2 protein-coding genes are annotated in these 1,512 nt (G+C 36.6%); both read right to left on the reverse strand.

The window, feature by feature from the left end:
• Positions 1 to 264: 264 nt before the first annotated feature.
• Complete coding sequence (locus I8U21_RS14760) at positions 265 to 789, reverse strand: Imm6 family immunity protein (protein WP_198054200.1); 525 nt, start codon at positions 787 to 789, stop codon at positions 265 to 267.
• A gap of 6 nt (positions 790 to 795) precedes the next feature.
• The coding region (locus I8U21_RS14765) for a hypothetical protein (RefSeq protein ID WP_198054201.1) at positions 796 to 1,512 on the reverse strand (717 nt) is incomplete at its 5' end.

The following is a 1,512-nucleotide window of genomic DNA, read 5'->3' on the forward strand; positions in this document are numbered from 1 at the left end:
CTGTGTAACTGTGGTTTGAACTGTGAAATGAACTGTGCTTTAACAAAATAAAGAATCCCACAGCCAAAAATGGCCATGGGAAAGGGTTTGATGATTTCAAAATATCAGCTTTGGAAGTCGTGAAAGACTTCAGTGTATCGGCTTTGGAAATCATCTAAAAGTCTTTTACTCAATTGCTTCTGTGCAATCGGGACGATTAAAGGGAGAAATCCTCCTCATATATTACGCCAAATATAGCGGAAATGTTTCCACTTAATCATTTTTTTATGCAATCAAGTTCAACAATTCTTCTCTTTTCATCTTTTTGTCACTGCCTGCCGGATAGTTTTCCAACAGATACTGCTTCAAATGCTCAGCCCATTCTTCTTGGTATCCGTCTACTTTTCTTATTTCTTCCATAAACCGGTGATAAATCATCTCATCATTTATACTTTCAATCGGTTGTGGAAGTTCATTTTCCATATTATCAAATTTAAAGCCTAGCCATATGGTATAACATACAGCATCAAAAACACACCAATAGGCTGATTCTGCCTGCGAATTCCCCTGAAAAGGATCAATTTCTACAATCCCAATAACAAATAACCCTTCATCTTCATCATCCGCTTCCATATAAATATCATATCCATCCAACCTTTTTTCCTCGACCCACTCCCAACACAGATCAATTGTTCTTTTCACAGTCGGAAACCAATCATCATAAGGAGTTAATTTATCCAATAGTTTTTCTGATAGTGTTAAATAATAAGCAGCTCTGGCATCCATGTTTACTTTTTTATACCACTCCATATTCTATTACCTCCTATTTTGGGGATATTCATATTGTTGACCATTCTTCACTATAAAGAAGTGTTTTTTAGTAATTTTTGTTGAATCTGTTATCTCACTTGATACTACAATCTCTAAATTTGGATACCGCTTACTTAACTGATATAGTACACCAAACCTTTTAGGATTTTTTCCAAATCCTGCTTTGCATGCTCCACATACACCAGTTTTATTTGACTGATGTAAATACAGTTTACCTTTTACTTCAAGAGGATTCTCGTATAAATTATCTACAGCATCAGCAAACTTATTTGCAATCATCTCTTCTGCATGTCTGGTAAATTGTTTATGCCTTGGATTGTTTTCATCATACGGTGCTTTTATTTTTCTATTCTCACTCAAAGGCTTCAATCCAGCTTCTTTTCGTGCTGCTTTTATTACCTCCGGAGACGCACCTTGAAACACTTCACCTTCCAAACCTTCAATATCCGTTCTAGCAACCGCAATCGTATCTAAATCAGTTCCTACTTCTTCTCTCCACTTTTTTAAATCACTTTTAAGAAGGTTTGTTATACCTGTATCAATACATGTGAATTTTGTCGTATTTGTCGCCAAGAACAAAGCATGGTACCCTCTGGTTGGCTGTACAGCAATGCAATCGTCAACTTTGGTGAAAAGATTTTTGACAATCGGGGTTTTGGCCAAAACCGGTTCCATTGATGCGACGGCTTTATTGACCGCTGG

The sequence above is a fragment of the Thermoactinomyces sp. CICC 23799 genome (assembly GCF_016055145.1).
In the GTDB taxonomy this organism is placed as follows: Bacteria; Bacillota; Bacilli; order Thermoactinomycetales; family Thermoactinomycetaceae; genus Thermoactinomyces; species Thermoactinomyces intermedius.

Bases quoted from the DNA above. Each gene is read 5' to 3' on its own strand.
- I8U21_RS14760 (WP_198054200.1), bottom strand. From the start codon at position 789: ATGGAGTGGTATAAAAAAGTAAACATGGATGCCAGAGCTGCTTATTAT.